The 17,585-nt window shown below is 51.1% G+C and carries 14 protein-coding genes; 4 read left to right on the top strand and 10 right to left on the bottom strand.

The features are described from left to right. Positions 1 to 25 precede the first annotated feature (25 nt). The 4 genes from FQ182_RS00070 to FQ182_RS00055 form a co-directional block, all read right to left on the bottom strand. Positions 26 to 820: a carbon-nitrogen hydrolase family protein gene (locus FQ182_RS00070; RefSeq protein ID WP_149413466.1), complete on the bottom strand. Its 795-nt coding sequence runs from the start codon at positions 818 to 820 to the stop codon at positions 26 to 28. 11 nt (positions 821 to 831) lie between these two features. After that, positions 832 to 2,523: an NAD(P)/FAD-dependent oxidoreductase gene (locus FQ182_RS00065; RefSeq protein ID WP_149413467.1), complete on the bottom strand. Its 1,692-nt coding sequence runs from the start codon at positions 2,521 to 2,523 to the stop codon at positions 832 to 834. Positions 2,524 to 2,670: 147 nt separating this feature from the next. Then, entirely contained in the window at positions 2,671 to 3,132 is a 462-nt protein-coding gene (locus FQ182_RS00060; protein WP_149413468.1) for an Lrp/AsnC family transcriptional regulator, read from the bottom strand. Between the two features lie 61 nt (positions 3,133 to 3,193). Continuing rightward, positions 3,194 to 4,066, bottom strand: a complete 873-nt coding sequence (locus FQ182_RS00055) for a LysR family transcriptional regulator (RefSeq protein WP_149413469.1) — start codon at positions 4,064 to 4,066, stop codon at positions 3,194 to 3,196. 113 nt (positions 4,067 to 4,179) lie between these two features. Here FQ182_RS00055 and FQ182_RS00050 point away from each other — a divergent pair, with 113 nt between their 5' ends. From FQ182_RS00050 to FQ182_RS00035, 4 genes are all read left to right on the top strand, one after another. Next, positions 4,180 to 4,605, top strand: a complete 426-nt coding sequence (locus FQ182_RS00050; protein WP_149413470.1) for a VOC family protein — start codon at positions 4,180 to 4,182, stop codon at positions 4,603 to 4,605. A 10-nt stretch (positions 4,606 to 4,615) separates the two neighbouring features. After that, entirely contained in the window at positions 4,616 to 5,878 is a 1,263-nt protein-coding gene (locus FQ182_RS00045) for an amidase (protein WP_149413471.1), read from the top strand. Between the two features lie 408 nt (positions 5,879 to 6,286). After that, positions 6,287 to 7,666, top strand: a complete 1,380-nt coding sequence (locus tag FQ182_RS00040; RefSeq protein ID WP_149413472.1) for an NAD(P)-binding domain-containing protein — start codon at positions 6,287 to 6,289, stop codon at positions 7,664 to 7,666. Between the two features lie 565 nt (positions 7,667 to 8,231). Next, positions 8,232 to 8,594: a hypothetical protein gene (locus FQ182_RS00035; RefSeq protein ID WP_149413473.1), complete on the top strand. Its 363-nt coding sequence runs from the start codon at positions 8,232 to 8,234 to the stop codon at positions 8,592 to 8,594. A gap of 564 nt (positions 8,595 to 9,158) precedes the next feature. Here the strand turns inward: FQ182_RS00035 and FQ182_RS00030 are convergent. From FQ182_RS00030 to FQ182_RS00005, 6 genes are all read right to left on the bottom strand, one after another. Then, the gene (locus FQ182_RS00030; RefSeq protein ID WP_149413474.1) at positions 9,159 to 11,780 is read right to left on the bottom strand and encodes a hypothetical protein; all 2,622 of its coding nucleotides are present in this window, start codon (positions 11,778 to 11,780) and stop codon (positions 9,159 to 9,161) included. Then, complete coding sequence (locus tag FQ182_RS00025) at positions 11,777 to 12,652, bottom strand: hypothetical protein (protein WP_149413475.1); 876 nt, start codon at positions 12,650 to 12,652, stop codon at positions 11,777 to 11,779. The genes FQ182_RS00030 and FQ182_RS00025 overlap by 4 nt, the downstream gene beginning before the upstream one ends. After that, positions 12,649 to 13,443: a hypothetical protein gene (locus tag FQ182_RS00020; RefSeq protein WP_149493968.1), complete on the bottom strand. Its 795-nt coding sequence runs from the start codon at positions 13,441 to 13,443 to the stop codon at positions 12,649 to 12,651. The genes FQ182_RS00025 and FQ182_RS00020 overlap by 4 nt, the downstream gene beginning before the upstream one ends. Positions 13,444 to 13,647: 204 nt before the next feature. Continuing rightward, positions 13,648 to 14,688, bottom strand: coding sequence for a GTPase-associated system all-helical protein GASH (locus FQ182_RS00015; protein WP_149413477.1), 1,041 nt, complete (start codon positions 14,686 to 14,688; stop codon positions 13,648 to 13,650). A 9-nt stretch (positions 14,689 to 14,697) separates the two neighbouring features. Further along, positions 14,698 to 16,032 carry a metallophosphoesterase gene (locus FQ182_RS00010; RefSeq protein WP_149413478.1) on the bottom strand — a complete coding sequence of 445 codons (1,335 nt, stop codon included), beginning with the start codon at positions 16,030 to 16,032 and terminating at the stop codon, positions 14,698 to 14,700. Between the two features lie 68 nt (positions 16,033 to 16,100). Next, positions 16,101 to 16,586: a hypothetical protein gene (locus FQ182_RS00005; RefSeq protein WP_149413479.1), complete on the bottom strand. Its 486-nt coding sequence runs from the start codon at positions 16,584 to 16,586 to the stop codon at positions 16,101 to 16,103. Between the last annotated feature and the right edge of the window lie 999 nt (positions 16,587 to 17,585).

Here is a 17,585-nt window from a genome sequence, read left to right as displayed (position 1 = left end):
CTTATGCTAGCGTAAAGCTGGTGGGTCAGCGCTTGTTCAGCGTGCTGTAAAGCTCGGGGCGCCGATCCAGCAGGTAGCGATTGGCCGCTTGCGAATCCCGCATCAACTGCCGGTCCAGCGTGCCGACGATCAAGGCTTCGTCGAGGCCAGCCTGGGCCACTCGCTGGCCGTCCGGTGCGGCGATGCTGCTTTGCCCGCAGTAGTGAATGTCTTCCTCATGCCCGCAGTAATTGGCGTAAGCCACGTAACATTGGTTTTCAAAGGCGCGAGCGCGCACGGTGACGTCGGCGATGAAGTCGTAGGGCACCATGTTGGCGGTGGGCACCAGAATCAGCTCGGCACCGGCGAGGGCCAGGCGTCGTGCGTTTTCCGGGAACTCCAGGTCGTAGCAAATCAGGAAACCCAGCTTCCAGCCGTTCAACTCCACGATGGGAAAGTCATCGTCCCCGGCGCTGAACATCGAGTGGTCGAGGTCACCGAACAGGTGGGTCTTGCGGTAATTGCACAGGCGCTGGCCGTTGGCGTCAATCAACTGCACAGCGTTGTAGATCTGCCCGTCGTCAGCCCGTTCCGGGTAGCCGTAGAGAATCGCCAGGCCACAGATTTTCGCCAGGTTGGCGATGGCTTGTGCCGATTCGCCATCCTGGGATTCGGCCAGGGCACCTACCGCTTCGACACCGATGTTGTAGCCGCTGAGAAACATTTCCGGCAGTACCAGCAGGTCAGCGCCCGTGGCTTCCAGCGCCACTTGATGCAGGCGCTTGAGATTGCCGGCGACGTCCAGTGGCAGCGGCGGGCATTGATACAGGGCGACACGCATGGTGGTGCTCCTCACTCGGGCAGTGCGATTGGCCCGATTTCGTCGAACACGTCGCCCGGCCCCGGGTTCTGTGCGTGGGTGCTGCCGCCGAAGTGGGTCATGATGCCCCACACCGCGTTCAGCGAAGTCTGTACCGCGCCTTCGACCCAGGCGGGGGTCCAGGATACGTCATCGCCGGCGATGAAAATCCCTCGCTGTTCGGCAGGCATGTCCTTTTGCATGAAGTGCGCGTACATCCGCTGGTTATAGCGATAGTGGCCTGGCAGCGCACCTTTGAACGCGCCAAGGAAATGAGGGTCGGCTTCCCAGGAAACGGTGATTGGGTCGCCAATGATGCGCGCTGCGATATCGACTTTCGGGTAGATTTTTTTCAATGCGTCGAGGGCCAGCTTCACGCGTTTTTCGATGGGCTGCGGCAACATTTTCAGGGCGTCGCTCATCCACGAGTAGGACAGGCAAATCACCCCCGGCTTGTCGTCACCGTTGTCGAAAAGGTAGGTGCCGCGAGTCAGGCGGTCGGTCAAGGTCATGCTCATCAGGTCGCGACCGGTTTGCGGGTCCTTGTCCTTCCAGAACGGCCGGTCGACCATCACGAAGGTTTTCGACGACTGCATGTAGCGAGTGCGGTCCAGGGCCATCCACATCTTTTGCGAGAACAGGGTTTCATCGCATTCGATCTGGGTAGTCAGCAGCCAGCTTTGGCAGGTGGTCAACACCGCCGCGTACTCCCGGGTGTCGCCCCAGTTATCGGTGACGGCAAAGCGGCCGTTGGCTGCGTGGGCAATGCGTTTCACACCGGTGCGCGCTGCGCCGTTGTGCAGGGAACTGAGGCTGGTACCTTCCGGCCAGTGGGCGCAGCGCTCTGGCACATGGCGCCAGATGCCCATGGGCACTTGCGCGACGCCGCCTACCACCAGGTGCTGATGATCGTCGCAGTTGGTCATCACCACGCGGAAGATTTCCAGCATCGAGTTGGGGAAGTCCGAATCCCAGCCGCCGGTGCCGAAGCCGACCTGGCCGAACACTTCGCGGTGATGGAACGACAACTTGGCGAACGCCTTGGAAGTGGCGACGAACTCGTAGAATGTGCGGTCGTCCCACAGCGGTACCAACGTGTTCCACAGCTCTTTGAGACGCGGCACATCGCGGTCGCGGATGGCTTGCTGGATATCGCCGAACTGTGAGCCAGATTCCAGGGCATCAGCCCAGGCCTCAGCCACTTCCTGGAACAGTGCAGGAAGGTCGGAGAGTTTTTGTGCGTAGTGGGTCTGGCCTTCCAGGTCGATCACGGTGCTGCCGGAGGCCGGCGTCAGCGGGTTGGGGAAGGGCTTGGTCTCAAGGCCCAGCTTGTCCACATAGTGATAGAACGCGGTGGAAGACACCGGGAAACGCATGCCGCCCAGTTCGGCGATGATGCCTTCGGCGCCTTCAAAGGCTTGGGAGCGCAGGCGCCCACCCATTTTCGAGGCTTCGTACACCACCGGCTTGAGGCCCAGCTTCATCAGCTCATAGGCGGCCACCAGCCCGGCAATGCCGGCGCCGACGATTGCCACTTCGGCGCCGTGGTTGGCGGCCGGGATGCTGCCCAGGCCTGCCGGGTGTTCGATCCAGTCATCGAAGGCGAACGGAAAGTCCGGCCCGAAGATAGTGATGGGTTTTTTACCATTTGCAGGGTGGCGATTGTTCTTCTGGGAATCGTTCATGGCTGACCTTGCTGGCGACTCGAACGGGGCACGACCCGTTGAGTATAGGAAAAGATGGCAGCCATTCTAGGGAGCGTAGCGCTCGTTAATAAGACGCAAAGTGTCGTCGTATTGGATTGTTTTTAGTCAGAGTGACGAGATTGATGGTCAGGTTGGCTGCCCGCGATCCAGTTTATTGCTGAGAATGATCGATGTGGTGGTCTTTTCCACTCCGTCGACACTGCCGATCTGGTCCAGGAGTTGATCAAGCTGTTCCGGCGAATCAGTGCGCAGCCAGGCCACATAATCGAATTCGCCACTGACCGCACACAGTTGCTGAACCTGCGCCATGGCGCTGATCCTGCGCAGCACTTCCTTGCCGGAGCGCGGTTGCACAGTAATGCCCACATAGGCCTGCAGGCCGCCGTCCACTACCCGTTGCCCCAGGCGCACGCCATAGCCGGTAATTACCTGGGTTTTTTCCAGGCGTGCCAGGCGCGAGGTGACCGTGGTGCGGGCGATGCCCAGTTGTCGAGCGAGCATGGCCACGCTTTCGCGGGCGTTGATCTGCAAGGCGGCGATCAACTGGCGATCGATTTCATCGAGGACGGGAGGGCGAGTGGCGGGCAAGGTGTTCTCCGGCGCGGGCAGCAATGGGTGGGCATGTTACAGGCTCATGCACATTGAAGGCTCATGTCACGTCGGCGTCTGCCATCAGGCACCGGGCAAACAGCTGAGGTACCGGCAGGTTGCGTTGGCTGTAGCGGCTCAGCAGGATGATTTCACGGTGAAATATCAGGCCGCCCAAGGGGATGACGCGTACCTGTGGCGCGCGGTCCAGCCATAGTCCCGCGTGGGGGATCAGCGAAATGCCCAAGCCGCACTCGACCATTTTGACGATGGCTTCCAGTTCATCCAGCTCCAGCGCTACTTGCACCTCCAGCTTTTGCTCGCGCAGAAAGCGGCTGACCAGCCGGCCGCCAAATGAAGCGCGGTCATACCTTACGTGTGGGTAAGTGTTGAGCAGTTGAAGTGGATCGTCGCCTTTGACGTCGCCGGGGACGATCAACACAAACGGCTCTTTGCGCAGCACCTGGACGTGTAACTCCTTGGGCAGGTCAAAGGGCGGACGAATGATGATCGCCGAGTCCAGCTCCCCAGCGTCCACCCGGCTGAGCAACTCCAGGGACACGCCAGGTACCAATTTGCACTCCACCGTCGGCGCAGCTTGGCGCAAGCGGACCAAGGCTTGCGGCAACAGGCCAGTCTGCGCAGTGGTGATGGCGCCGACTTTCAACTCGCCGCGATACTCGTTGGCATCCACCGGCACTGCCATGCGGTTGAACGTCTCCAGAATCTCCCTGGCTAACGGCAAGGCCCGGATGCCCGCCGCATTGAGGCTGGCCTGGCGCCCGGTGCGGTCGAACAACTGCACGCCGAGTACCTGTTCCAACTGGCGGATCTGGGCACTGACGGCCGACTGCGTCAGGCCAATATGCATGCCGGCGGCCGCGAACGTGCCATGGCGGGTAACGGCGATAAAGGTTTTCAGTTCCCGCAGCATCGGCTTCTCGATTGATCAAAATAATTTGTGCTCGGCGCAAAAATTATCGTCTTTTCATCGCCAAAGGCAAGGCTAAACTCGGGCAGACCTAATGCCCATAGAGGTTTGACCTGATGACCCTTGCACCCTTTCACCTGGCAATCCCGGTATTCGACTTGTCCGCTGCGCGGCTGTTCTACGGCGAAGTCTTTGGCCTGGAGGAGGGCCGCTCCAGCGAGCACTGGGTCGACTTCAACTTCTTTGGCCATCAACTGGTCATCCATGAACACCCGAAAACCGCCAGCCAGAAATCCGCTCACACCAATGCGGTGGATGGTCACGACGTGCCCGTCCCGCATTTTGGTGTGGTGCTGGGTTGGGACGATTGGCACGCCCTGGCGCAAAGGTTGCAATCGCGGGGTACGCAGTTTGTGCTGGAGCCGCACATCCGCTTCAAGGGGCAGGTGGGCGAGCAGGCGACGCTGTTTCTGTTTGATCCCTGTGGCAATGCGCTGGAGTTCAAGGCATTCAGGGACATTGGGCAGTTGTTTGCCAAGTGAAGGAGCGACCATGAACCACCTCGACGCAACCGGTATTGCCGAGGCAGTGAGCTCTGGCGCTACGACGCCTGGCCTTGTCGCTGAACATTTTCTTGCACAGATAGGCCGCGGCGAGCCGGACATTCAGGCCTTTGTTTCCTTCGACCCTGAGGCTGTGCGCAAGCAGGCCGGTCAGCTAGAAGGCTGTGCTGGTCCGCTGGCGGGAGTGCCGGTGGGGATCAAGGACATCTTTGATACGGCCGATCATCCCACGGAGTTCTATTCGCCGATTTACCAAGGCAATCGTCCGTCGCGGGATGCTCATGTGGTGACGCTGCTGCGCCAGGCTGGCGCGATCATCATGGGCAAGACCCACACCACTGAATTTGCCTACATGCACACTGGGCCGACGCGCAATCCACTCGATCTGTCCCGCACGCCTGGTAGCTCCAGCGCTGGTTCTGCGGCGGGGATGGCGGCCGGGTTTTTCCCGTTGGCGTTGGGCACCCAGACTGCAGGCTCGTTGCTCAAGCCCGCAGCTTATTGCGGGCTGTATGCCTTCAAACCTTCGATGGGGCTGGTTTCGCTGGAAGGCGTTAAACCCCTGGCGCCGAGTTTCGATACGGTGGGTTGGTATGGACGCTCGGTGCGCGATCTTGAGCGGGTGGCGCGAGTGTTAATTCCGGGTTTTGCGGCCTTCGAAACCGAGAGCCGCCCTTTACGGCTTGGGTTCTGCCGCACATCCCGCTGGCCTGATGTGCAGCCGCCGGTGGCACGCGCCATTGAGCAGGCGGTGGCGCAATTGGCGGGCAAGGGGCACCCCGTAAGTGAGGTCGTGCTACCCACGGCGTTCGATGGAGTATTCGACGATCACCAACTGATCAACGATTGCGAGGGCGCTCGGTCATTGGCCAAGGAGTTTCAGGCCCATCCTGAATTGCTCAGTGATTCGACACTGGCCATGATCAAACGCGCCAAAGCTACGAGCTGGGAGCAGGAATCGGCAGCCAAGGCCCGCCTGGCACAACTGGCTCCGCAGCTCGCGCAGATCTGCCAGCCGTTTGATGCGATGTTGAGTGTTTCCTGCGCGATTCTGGCGCCGGTGGGGCTGGAGACCACGGGACCTTCTGACTTCATCAAGTTCTGGGGCGCGTTTGGGTTTCCGCAGGTGAATCTGCCGCTGGCGCGTGGGGAGGGAGAGTTGCCGGCGGGGTTACAGGTGATTGGGGCGTTCAGAGGCGATGGGCAGTTGCTGATCACGGCGCAAGGCGTTGTTGATGCGCTGGCGAGCTGAGGGGCACTATGGGGATGCAGGTCTCTGTCTTATTCTTGTAATCATCGTATTTATCCCTTATAGCTAAAAAGCATTCATAACGAAAAGAGGCTAAATCAGCCCCCATGCATGAGAACACACGTATCTTTCGCTTTTTAGCCCCCCGTCCTGCGCCCCGCAGTGATGGGTATGGGCCTAACCAGAAATCCCCTCCGATCACCGCTTTTCCTTCTGCGATTGCCCTGCTCTCGGGACGGTTTCAATACCAGCCAATTCTGCCACATGACGTCCTGGTGGCTCTTAAACGCAAGCGCTCGTTCCCTCCACCTGCAGCTTAACGCCTGAACTCTTTCTCCCGTTGCCTGCGGCTTTAGCCGTCTGGGGTTGGATGTTTTATTTTTGCCGCGTTTAATCTGTTGAGGGAATCCTATGTCTATTCGTGTCGCTATTATTGGTGCCGGTCCTTCCGGCCTGGCGCAACTGCGCGCCTTTCAATCCGCACATGCCAAAGGCGCCCCCATGCCGGAAGTGGTTTGCTTCGAGAAGCAGGCCGACTGGGGCGGAATGTGGAACTACACTTGGCGCACCGGGCTAGATGAGCACGGCGAGCCGGTCCATGGGAGCATGTACCGTTACCTATGGTCCAACGGTCCGAAAGAATGCCTGGAGTTCGCTGATTACAGCTTCGATGAGCATTTCGGTCGAGCGATTTCCTCTTACCCGCCCCGTGAGGTGCTTTGGGATTACATCCAGGGCCGGGTGAGCAAGGCCGGTGTGCGCGATTACATTCGCTTCAATACTGCGGTCAAGCACGTCAGTTTCGACAAGGCTACGCGGCAATTTACCGTCACCGCCCACGACTATAGCCTCCAGCAAAACGTGACACAGGTATTCGACTTTGTGGTCGTGGCCAGCGGACATTTCTCGACGCCGAACGTGCCTGCTTTCGAGGGCTTCGACCGTTTCTCGGGGCGAATCCTGCACGCCCACGATTTTCGCGAAGCAACGGAGCTCAAGGGCAAGGATCTGTTAATCGTGGGAAGCAGCTACTCTGCTGAAGACATAGGCTCGCAGTGCTACAAGTACGGCGCGCGCTCGATAACCAGCGCTTATCGCACGCAGCCGATGGGCTACAAGTGGCCAAAGAACTGGGAGGAACGTCCGCAACTGAGCAAGGTAGACGGCGACTTGGTGTATTTCGTCGACGGGTCGAGCAAGCGGGTGGACGCGATTATTCTCTGCACAGGCTACAAGCACCACTTCCCCTTCCTGTCTGAGGAACTGACACTCCAGACGGCTAACCGTCTCTGGCCCACAGACCTCTATCAAGGGGTGATATGGGAGGACAACCCGCAATTGATCTACCTCGGCATGCAGGACCTTTGGTACAGCTTCAACCTGTTCGATGCCCAGGCCTGGTTTGCCCGCGACTATATGCTCGGTCGTATTACCCTACCCGAACAGGCGGCCATGAAGGCCGACAGCGCTCGCTGGCGTGCCGAGGAAGAAAGCCTGGAGTCCACTGCCTCCATGTACGAATTTCAGGGCAGCTACATCAAACATCTGATTGGGCAGACCGACTATCCAAGCTTCGATATCGACGCAGTGAATCGGATTTTCCTCAAGTGGAAGGCTGACAAGAAGCACGACATCATGGGCTATCGCGACAAATCCTATCGTTCGGTGATCACCGGTACGGCTGCGGTCCCGCACCACACGCGCTGGTTGCAGGCGCTCGATGACTCGATGGGAGAGTACCTGCGCGAAACCGCAGGCAAAGGTGACGTTAATGCACTACATCAGCGCTAGGCAGTCATCAGCCAGGCTGAGAGCTTCCTGAGGTCGCCGTGCAAGCCCGCCGCGATCCGCGGCCGTTGCGCCAAGTGTTTTTCAGAGTGTTGTGTTGCACTTTCTCCCAAGCGAGGAGCGTCCTGAATTTTTACCTTTGGACTGCAGGACTGGTCTAGCGTTTTTTACGACGGATACGAAAAAGCCGCGCAATGCGCGGCTTTGAGTATGGTGGGCCCAGTAGGACTCGAACCTACGACCAAGGGATTATGAGTTGCCTAGCAACGCTACTAGCTTAGTAAAACCGGTCATAGGGTAGCATAGGTACACCTAGCTGAAAGCAGCGTGAACAGCGGGTTTGGCGTAACTTTAAGAAAGTAGCGATAGCTTATGACTGTACCGGCACTGTACCGGCCTTGACCAATTATCGACATGCTGTGAAAGCGTTGGCACCTTCGAAACTGGCTGCGAAATAGTCATACAGCCTCGCATGGTTTCTTCAATAGAAATCTTCGTGAAGTTTGCGTATCACAGTCATGCGTCCATAGTAATGGTCTTCGAAGACTAAATTACAAAGGAATGGCTAATGCGTTGCGAGATCACGCTACTAGATGAAAAAGGTGACTCATGGTTTGACGGCTCCCGAGAGCTGCCTGGTGAGTACATCTTGAAATTAGCCGCCGAACGAAAGCCTCTTCTAATGGAGAAGGGCATTGATTTCGCGCAAGGAGCAATTCCTGTCTTTGGCGGCCAGTTGGTCAAGGTAGTCAAAGCAGGCGGCAGTGAGGATGCGATTGATAAAGCGCTTATCGAACTTGTACTGGCTACGGCAACCGTTGAAAGCTGCTTAGGTGTTGAGGATCACGCGTTGCTCAATCGCTATTTCAACCTGGTGGTTTATCACGATGGTGCCGTTAGGTACGACCGTTTGGATGAACAATCCGCCTGATGCCTATAACAATGCTTCAAAGCTGTTGTTCTGAACTACCAATAGTGTATAGCAAGCCAAGCACCATGCAGAATACCTTGCACACGGACAGGCGTTTCAACCAGACCAATGGTCTATCAGGACCTTGATTGTGACTCGCCCTTGTTTATATTTGGTCGAACGGGCTCCTGAGGGAGTCTGGAGAGCAGCATCCGGGATCAGCAAAGTGCTTTGAATGTGGAGTTTATGGAGCGCTTACCTTTCACGAGTCGCAATGCACCTTTACGGCACAGCTCCGGTGTAACATCACCACTATTGATGATCCAGCACACCCCGATAAAACAGTATCAGATCTACGGAGAATTACCTGATAGCAAGGAAATTCAAGGTCATACCTGGCTCATTTGGTTGTTCAGCACGGAGATCTAAGGTGCCTTACCCTTGTTTCTCAGGGGGCGCCTGAAAAATAAAAGCTAAAACTTGAGGATTAAGGGCGTTTGACAATTTGTTCAATGTAGGGGGATTTAGAAGCTGAAGTTTGCATTCAGTAATTAACATCGCTATATATCTCCATATGATTTCAAATCAGCTTGCATTTTTTACAAAAGTATAAAGTATATTTTTTTCATTGTCTGTTAGTTGCAAGAAGTTTAATCTTCTTAGGTAGTCCTCCTCCTCCTTGCTTTTGTCAAGATATCTCATTACCTGCTTTTCGATATTAACGGTTACAGATATTTCTAAAAGATCAATTGCGGGCCAAGTCGATTTTATATACGCGACTACAAGATGCTTTCGCGCGGATTTTGCTCGATCCCAGTCTGAGAAAAAATATTTTGGTAGAAATTTTAGAGATGGCAAAAATTTAAAATCATCATCGCCTTTAGAGCGAAGAAGCTGACGGTATACTACAGGAAAAGATTGCTTGATTAATTCGCTTACCGGATCGTTTAATGATTGTAGACAAAAAGCAAGAGCATCCATTGAGGCATCTAAACCCTTTCGTTCATCCCGAATAAATCCATCTCTTATAATTAGCGACCAGATCTTATAAGATTTTTTTGAAATGGAAACCCTATGCTGGCTTATTAATGCTCTTGTAATTAAATCAACGCTATCAATTACTGCGTCCCATATAGCTTTAGGTGCGCTAGAAAGGAGCTTGAGGTTGGCATCTATTCGATCATTTGTAGATCTTGAGTCGAAAAATATGTCAATGAGGTCTGGTGTCTTCAAGGTAGAATCTAAAAAGCCAACTACTTGAAAAGTCCTGGTATCGGATATGCTAGTAAATATCAAAGAGTGTTTTAGAATGCTTATGGCAACCTTGGCTTGATAAATCGTTGCTAGCTTAGGAAGCGCTAAAAGACCAAAGTTCAGACTGTCGTCAGCAGCAATATATCGAGCTTCAAATAATCTGGATGTTAAGCTCTGATGGTTTGAGGACGCTGAAATGATGATGTTCAAAATAGAATGGTAAAGCGCTCCATCATTGGAAAGTTTGTTGATCTCATGGCTGGAAGCGTTCTCGAGTAATAGTATTAATAGAGTTGAAGTTCTGCAGGTTCCGATATTTGACTTAAGAAGCCAAGAAAGGTCTTCAGCATTTACAGACATTGAAGCTAAAAGCAGTCTGTCAGATTCCCCAGAAAACCTAATTGCCAGATCTCGAAGTGGAATTATAACATCCAGTCTATTAGCGGCGGAAATTAGAGCTTCATCAAACTCAACAATTTCAAAATTAGATTGTTCGCCAATCACATCGACAAACACTAAGAACTCATCCGCATTTGTATCTGCTAGGAAAATTGAAAGCAAAGGCGCAAGCGATTTATGATTGAATATGGTGCCAATAAAACGAATTGGTACTGACTTAAGACAGTTGCCATGACGCAAGACTTCTTTGATTTTTACTACCCATCTCTCTGGCTCGTGCGACGCCAAACTGAATATAAATCTCACAAAATCCTGGCTGGAACTCATTAGATCCAGTAATGTCAGGCTCGGCAATGATGAAAGTCTTACAGAAATGTTGTCATCGTTGCTTATCGCAAAACCTGTCGCTATTGCTCCATAAAGCACATGCGGAATTGATTTGTTGTCGGCGTCTTCTGACGTTAAAAAATTGATAGCCGATGTTGTGTCGTTAGATGTAAGTGTTGCAACCGAATAGCTAACTTTTGCGTAAACAGACTCTGGGAAAATGTGATGAGACATTTTCTCGGTTAATGTACTTAAGAAACTCCATGAGTCTTGAGGTACATGATTGCTAGAGATTTTATTGATGGAGCTAATGATCGCGCTAGATGCTTCATTGATCACTGAAGCACTTAGTTTTGGTTGTGCATTTAATATGTCGACCATGCCTAAAACAGCGCTTTGGCTAGTTTGTGATTTGGCAGATAATTCATTCCAAAGCAGCGAAAGCCGTAACACCGATTCATTGTAGTTCGATATTGATGTAAATATTTGAAAAGGATCTCTTGTAACTAAAGATGGCTTTTCAAATGTAAAAACACCATTAGCTAAATCTGCAGACCATCGATGTCTCGCAGCCATTTTAGAAGTAGTGCTTATACGTCTTCCCGACCAATCTGCGAATCTAGAACGGGCGTTATTAGGTGCGAACAGAAGATCAAATTCACGGCCTTCAAGCCTGCGAGGGGATAGGGAGAACGTACACGCTGAAAACCTACTTCTTATCCCAGGCCACATCGCGAGCAGTAGCCTTCTGAGTATTACATCAGCTTCTTCTGATTCAAATATAACTAACGGTTGACGAGTTTCAAGGAACAACGATTCTACAATATCGATTCTTCGGGGATCATGCACGATGGGAAGCGGTAGACTACTCATCGTTTCTGGATCGGAGGTGAACTCAGGGATAATAAAAAGAGAGTCAATACTATCGAAACTATCGATAGTACTCCAAATATCCATGGGAATGATAACGCTTCGTGTATGAACACAACCCGCGCGCGGGGCTTTTAGGTCTTGCCACGTCTTAGCAACGACATAATAAGCACGACTTGGAAGTGGATAGGTTGTGAGATAAGGCGCAAATGTTTCTCCAGGCCTTAGTCCTCCTGAAATATCAGAAAGTCTATCAACCACATCCTGATCTTCACGGGCCAGTTTTATCGTAGAGGCAACGAGCTCGTGACCGGCACGGTATGCGTGGTCTTGGTGGTCAAGGTAGCTGGCTTTCATACAACCCTTTTCAACTGATTCACCATCCATCCTATAGGTAACGTTATATCTTTTATCCGTTCAACTTTACCATCTACATCGTGAATCACATAGCCAAACGACTCGCAATCGTCCTCTAAGTACCGCTGTTTGAAGTCGTCATCGACAAAATCACCTCCGACAGAGCTCACTCCGAATACTCCAATATTGAGACTTTCTATGTCGTCGATTCTCCCTGCTACCATAGGATACTCTTTTTTTAGATATTCCAATGGCCCTAACGCTGACGCTTCTTCGTCAAGCAAATCCCAAGCGGTAATCAGTATAGCTACTGTCGGTTTTACCCCATCCAGATCTGCAGCCAAGCTATGCTCCAAAAACCTAATCAACTCGCAAGTAGCTACTTGCGCAGGGATCTTCAAATGGCCTACTGAGTCTCCAATCAGCGGCATTCGCAGTAGGCCTGCTGCTGTCACCCAATCAAGGGATGCTTCATTCTGCTGTGAGCCAATCCGAATGAATAGTAAAGCGCCAGAAGCGTTTCTAAGATTTGTCATCCACTGTTCGGGGATTTCACACGTCTCAACTGCCTCTTTCCAGACTTCACCACGTATATCCGGAACCACAAGATGAGTAGATTCCGAAGGGCGAGACTTTGATGTAACCGGGATGCAAAAGCTGAGGTTGGTTTCTTCCAAATCCATTTCTGATCGTGGTGCAAACTCTCCTTTCAATAAATGTGCTAAAGCCTCCTCAATATACTTAATATTTTTTGGTGACTCTTTAGCAATTAAATCGCCCTTTTTAGAGCGGATGGATTCCCAGAACGGGGCTAAGAAGTTGGTTTTGCCGGAGTCCGGCCCTCCCACCAAAATAATGGAGTGTTCGCTCATGATTCCTCCGCAGGATATGTATATCGCATAATTGAACGCAAGTTTTCTAATGCTTTAGTTTTTTCTGGCCAGTAACACGGAGGTTCCCCGCTACCGCCCAGGCTTGCAGTTAAAAGTTCGGAGATACCAAATCCTGGTTCAACTGTTCCCGCATCAGCAAATGATGCAATAAACGCGACACTGATCTTCAAGCCGCATTCCAATCCTTCTTGTTTAAAGGCGCTAATAGTGGCCTCAGGAGGTGTACTTACATCATGACGGGTTATCACGAGAATAATAGGCGGTGGATCTGTCAGAAGGTCCGCTAATCGTTGAATCAATAACTTAGTTCGATGCGTAGCTTGCCTACGAGTTGAGTGCTCAGTAAGAGTCTTACCGTCAACCATCATCCAGATAACATCCGAGCGCTGGAGGAATTCAAGTCGATCCGCTCGCGCACTATCAATTAATGCCGTTGTCCATTCACCTGGGACATCAGGCAGAAAAAAATCCACTACATGATCCCGATCCAACCGGCGCAGCCTAAGGTGCAAAAATCCTGCCGATCTCTCATCGCCTAACTCGGTGTGAAGGGTTAGCTGATCCGGAATCTCACCTTCATTCCAGCGCCTAGCTCCTTGGCTAATCTCATTTAAAGCCATCAAGCTATAGCTGTGCGCATAAGTATAACCCTTCAGCTTTGCATTCGCTGCAAGTAAGTAAAGGCTTACAATTGCTGCTGTTTTACCCGCATCAGGAGCACCAACTATCCCGATAACTTGGCAATACCGTTGCCCCATCATTTGCGACATTTTGTCCGCGCTTAATGTATAGCTCAGTGGAAAACGCGTACTCTCTAGTGGCGTTGCAAGAGGTTGTATTAATTTGTCAATATCTCCGTCAGATGCAATTATGCTATCTATTGATTTGCAGTTAGGGCAGCTAGCAGGCTCGTTGTTTAATAAGCAAGTCCCAGTGTCTGCTACCGTACAGTTTTCTTGTGTGCACTCTGCCATTTAGATACCTACACTGGGTAAGTTTGTGCATATTCTTATAAGAGTGCGTTCTAGCAGAGCTCGCGTTGCCCACTCCTCCAGACTACGTTTTTGCTTAGCGTTTGGATGCTTGCTATCGTCACTAATAATTGCATTCATTAGCGGGAAAATATTATTAAAACCTTTTATGTGCTCAATGTCTTCAATAGCGGATATGATTAATTCGCGCTCCTTGCCGAGCGCTTTGATTAACTCATTAAGACTCATGAGTTTTGCACCATTCACATGCCTTAGAACAAGGTGTCTGTGTGTATCTTCTGGCATTCTTCTTAACATTGAACCAGCTTCAATGCCTGCTGCAATGGCTGAAGCTGTCGGATTTTGAGCAGTAGAGAATCTATGGTTCAGTATGTCGCTCCAGTCGGTCAAAACCCACCACAAAAGATCTATCTCTTCTCTATCAACTGCCGCGTTAGCCCTTAATGCAGAGTTAGCAGTTTCAACTCCATCCTTTAATGCTGACTTTAACTGGACAGGATCATAGATATCTGGAACCTGGATTTGCACTTTAGGCACTGGAACCCTTTCTCGACTCAAGGCTGCTCTGGCAGAGGCATACGCTTGAGAGTTCTTTAAAACTTCAACCCGCAATGCTTCAAATCTTGGCTCAGGAATAGGGGATTGAAATGTTAAGCCACACCACAACCCCAGCGAGAAAATATCGGAAGTTGTTACAGCCGATCCCCGAGACTTCTGACCAGTAACAGCTTGAAGTGCTCCAAGCATTCCGCAGACTCGAAGCTCTAAAGTTTTGCCATCAGCAATAAACGCTTTGGCCGAATTTGAGATGGCTATTTCGACGACTTCAGCTAAGCGCTCACCTAACTCACTTTTTAAATTTAAAGACTCAACCAATTCATCGCAGAAATTTAAAGTCGTACCGACAACTACACTTCTTTGAAATAATGTAGCGAGTTCCTTCACTGCCGATGTTCGTTTGGCAACCAAATCATCTGCAGGATTTGCGTCAAAAATTCTTACGTGAGATGCGATACTTGCCATTTTAGGTCCTTAATTATTCGAATGTAATGCTTGGATTTTTTCGATTTCGCTTTCAAGTGCTCTCAATCGCCCTTGCTTAACAATTGCATTTACTATACGACGCTCGATAGCATGTGTTAGCTGTTGACTCCACTCAGCGGGTAGCGCCTCCATCTGAAATAACACGGCTAGTCTTTGCGCCGATGTAAGGTCACGGAAAAATCTCAAGAGAATAATTCGGAATTGTGTTAATTCCTGGGTTTCTTGCACTGCTATGTTCTGAGCAGGCTCTAGCTCATCGAATTCATCATCCGGGATTTCATCTTTTAGAGGTATTGCTACCGGAAGATTCAAGTTTCCAGATGCAGCTTTTCGACGAAAATTCGGACACCCTAAGATTACGTTAGAAGTACTTTCTCCTAGACTGATTCTGTCCGAATCAAAGCATGTATCTTCCTTGGACCATGCACGAGGTATGATTTTTAACTTTAACCCATCTGACTCTTCGTCCCAGTCGAAAATCAATAAATTATATGAGTAATTGAATCCTTCACTTGCTATCGGTGGTACTGTTGCTCCGGCAGCGAGCATGAGCAAATCAACCCCGTCCTTGATGTTAATTAAGTTAACCGTTGGATTATGTTCATGCCCTGAAATAAAAACACGCGCACGACTTTTAACATATTGCATTGTTTCGTCTGAGTCACGCAGCCAGTCAAGTGGGTGATGAGCTAAAATAACAAGTTCTTCACCATCAACTCTGGGAAGGACATGTTGACGCGCCCCAAGGAGCATAAATCCTTTTTTGTCTGCCGGTGAGGATATTAATGCTGAATTTAAACCAATGAATCGTAAAGTTCTGGAAGGTGCTAATTCAAAGCTCCTATAACTAGCATGTCCACCATTTCGGTCTAAAGGGCAATCATATCCTTCAGCAAAAGGTCTATATCCGCTGAAGCGGCCGTACAAAACCTCACGATCTAGCTCGTTGCGTAAAAACTCATCAAGTTTTAATTTTCCAACTTCAACAATTTGCTCGAGCATTAATCGGCATCCGGATGAAATTGCATCACGATCTATATCATGGTTGCCTGGAACAACTTGCACCGCTGTTCTCGGGCATCCGATAGCCTCTGAAAGTCTATCGAGCCACTTGCCAGCCTGATCATATTCATTTGTCTTCCCTGCATACGCGATATCACCGGTCACAATTATGCCGGTAGCGCCTTCAGGACAAAGCTCACGAACTTGAAGAGCTGCATCCCTGATGAGCTCTTCTTTTACATCGTTATGTATTATTAGCTCTGAGCCATCTTTTTCTTGTCCGAAATGGATGTCTGAAAGATGAATAAATGAAATTGCCATCCTAGCCTCCCAGCTTTAGACTCCACAAAAGCACACGCTAACTTTGAAGAAACATTTGTGAGGCCTACTCAATGCCTATTCCAGCCCCAATTATCGTAACCGACCATTCCGGTACGATGTGAGTGGCCTACATATAGACCTTTTAAGTTTTTTGAACCCAAAACTTGCAATTGAACAGTGCCGAAATAGGCATGCTTATCGGCTTTGTCGTACCACTCACCGATAATATAAGCACCTCTGATTTTTCCAAATAAGCAATAAGTCCGGCCTTTGGCTTCGAATTCCGAATAAATGTATCGACCAAACTGTTTGATTTCTGCGTAGCTATGCCGATCGGTTGCATCCTCAAAGCTGGGGCTGCCGGCTGCCTCCCAGGTTTGCTCCCATTTACCTGCCAGCGATTGTGGTTGATCGCGGAATAGGCTTCGCACCGGAAGCCAAGAAAAATACTTCACAAAGTAATGTGCTAGGCTGAAATCAAGAATCGTTTTTACCAGCAGGATGGCGACTGGAGCCGCTAGGCCGGTAGCAATCACGTTATAATCGAAGGTCATAAGCTTCAGGCATAAGGTAGGTTATAGAGATGCTGGCCAGCCGCCAGCGTAGGCTGGGGTTATGTCACGCGCAGGGTATTCCTGTCTAGACGCTTTAGAGGCGCGCAGCGTTAGCGATGTGCCCTGCTGCGTGGAGGTGTCCTCAAAACCCTAGGCTATTCACATTCAGTCTCGCTGTTAAACACGGGGCCAGGTTGGTAAATAGACACGGTTTTTGTGTCCACAGATCAGGTAGCGAAAATAATGGGCAAGAGTAGTGAACCGCATCATGACGAATACGTTTTAAGTCTAGCCAGGAGATGTCCTTTTCCTGAGTGGCTCTTGCTTGAGTTGCCGAGCGGTGAATGGGGAGCATTTTGGGGGCAGGGTCTAGAAGGAGAGTGGGCGACGGCTGTATGGGAAGGTGATTACACTGCGTGTTCTTTTGTACATACCGACAGACTCGAAGTGCTTCGACACATGGAAAAGCGCAGGTTCAAATAGTCAGGCAAATCGCACTTGGCCTGAGACATTGAAAACCGCTTGAAGCGAGCCTCAACTACGTCGGTATTTTCGCAATGAGTCACCGGCGAACACTCTTTGCCTCCCGACTAAGCAGCTTTGGACTTTTTGCATCGTGATCTCTTTCTATTCTCGTTGTACAGGCGCCTCACATTTTCGTGGACGCGAAAATCAACGGTTGCTGGTGATACCCTGCGCGACAAGTCACTCTGGCTCTCACCAGCTCGCTTGGAAGTACAGTTTTTGTGCTTCCAATTGCGGGCTGTGCGCGATGTGTTTTTATGATCAGTTAAAATTTGAATTCCTTCTCAAGTTTCGCGCCCGCGAAACTGAGGGGGTTGATGGAAGTGGATACGGCTCATGGTGATGGTCTGGATTTGCCCCTACAAAACCGGACACCAACTCCCTGTTAAATTGGTGCTGCCGCCAAGCGCCTGAACTCCCTCGGTGAGCGATAGTTCAAAGCGCTGTGCGGATGCTGCTCGTTGTAATGTTCAA

The organism is Pseudomonas sp. ANT_H4 (assembly GCF_008369295.1).
GTDB lineage: Bacteria > Pseudomonadota > Gammaproteobacteria > Pseudomonadales > Pseudomonadaceae > Aquipseudomonas.
Note: the sequence above shows the minus strand (reverse complement) of the source record. Positions and strands in the feature narration are given on the sequence as shown.

Excerpts from the sequence above, each read along its gene's own strand:
- FQ182_RS00070 (WP_149413466.1), bottom strand. The coding sequence starts at position 820 with ATGCGTGTCGCCCTGTATCAATGCCCGCCGCTGCCACTGGACGTCGCC.
- FQ182_RS00065 (WP_149413467.1), bottom strand. The coding sequence starts at position 2,523 with ATGAACGATTCCCAGAAGAACAATCGCCACCCTGCAAATGGTAAAAAA.
- FQ182_RS00055 (WP_149413469.1), bottom strand. The coding sequence starts at position 4,066 with ATGCTGCGGGAACTGAAAACCTTTATCGCCGTTACCCGCCATGGCACG.
- FQ182_RS00050 (WP_149413470.1), top strand. The coding sequence starts at position 4,180 with ATGACCCTTGCACCCTTTCACCTGGCAATCCCGGTATTCGACTTGTCC.
- FQ182_RS00045 (WP_149413471.1), top strand. The coding sequence starts at position 4,616 with ATGAACCACCTCGACGCAACCGGTATTGCCGAGGCAGTGAGCTCTGGC.
- FQ182_RS00040 (WP_149413472.1), top strand. The coding sequence starts at position 6,287 with ATGTCTATTCGTGTCGCTATTATTGGTGCCGGTCCTTCCGGCCTGGCG.
- FQ182_RS00035 (WP_149413473.1), top strand. The coding sequence starts at position 8,232 with ATGCGTTGCGAGATCACGCTACTAGATGAAAAAGGTGACTCATGGTTT.
- FQ182_RS00030 (WP_149413474.1), bottom strand. The coding sequence starts at position 11,780 with ATGAAAGCCAGCTACCTTGACCACCAAGACCACGCATACCGTGCCGGT.
- FQ182_RS00025 (WP_149413475.1), bottom strand. The coding sequence starts at position 12,652 with ATGAGCGAACACTCCATTATTTTGGTGGGAGGGCCGGACTCCGGCAAA.
- FQ182_RS00020 (WP_149493968.1), bottom strand. The coding sequence starts at position 13,443 with ATGTCGCAAATGATGGGGCAACGGTATTGCCAAGTTATCGGGATAGTT.
- FQ182_RS00015 (WP_149413477.1), bottom strand. The coding sequence starts at position 14,688 with ATGGCAAGTATCGCATCTCACGTAAGAATTTTTGACGCAAATCCTGCA.
- FQ182_RS00010 (WP_149413478.1), bottom strand. The coding sequence starts at position 16,032 with ATGGCAATTTCATTTATTCATCTTTCAGACATCCATTTCGGACAAGAA.
- FQ182_RS00005 (WP_149413479.1), bottom strand. The coding sequence starts at position 16,586 with ATGACCTTCGATTATAACGTGATTGCTACCGGCCTAGCGGCTCCAGTC.